This window comes from Microvirga pakistanensis, assembly GCF_004458765.1.
Classification (GTDB): Bacteria; Pseudomonadota; Alphaproteobacteria; order Rhizobiales; family Beijerinckiaceae; genus Microvirga; species Microvirga pakistanensis.
This window is the reverse complement of the sequence record NZ_SPJX01000089.1, coordinates 1-223: the sequence shown is the minus strand read 5'-3', so window position 1 is coordinate 223 and position 223 is coordinate 1. Positions and strand designations below refer to the sequence as shown.

At 70.0% G+C, this 223-nt stretch carries 1 pseudogene; it reads right to left on the bottom strand.

Annotated elements, in window-relative coordinates:
- A pseudogene (locus tag E4K09_RS02850) lies at positions 1 to 223 on the bottom strand (DNA polymerase III subunit gamma/tau); the annotation flags it as partial.

Below are 223 nucleotides of genomic sequence, written 5' to 3'. Positions count from 1 at the left end.
GTGGGGCCGCCGGAGCCGTCGGGCTTCTGGTAGTTGAGGCCCCGGGCCAGGATGCGGGCCGTCGTGGTCTTGCCCACGCCGCGGACGCCGGTGAGCATCCAGGCCTGCGGACTGCGGCCGGTCTCGAAGGCGTTCGAGAGGGTCCGGACCATCGCCTCCTGACCGATCAGGTCGTCGAAGGTGCGCGGACGGTATTTACGGGCGAGAACGCGATAGGGAGAGG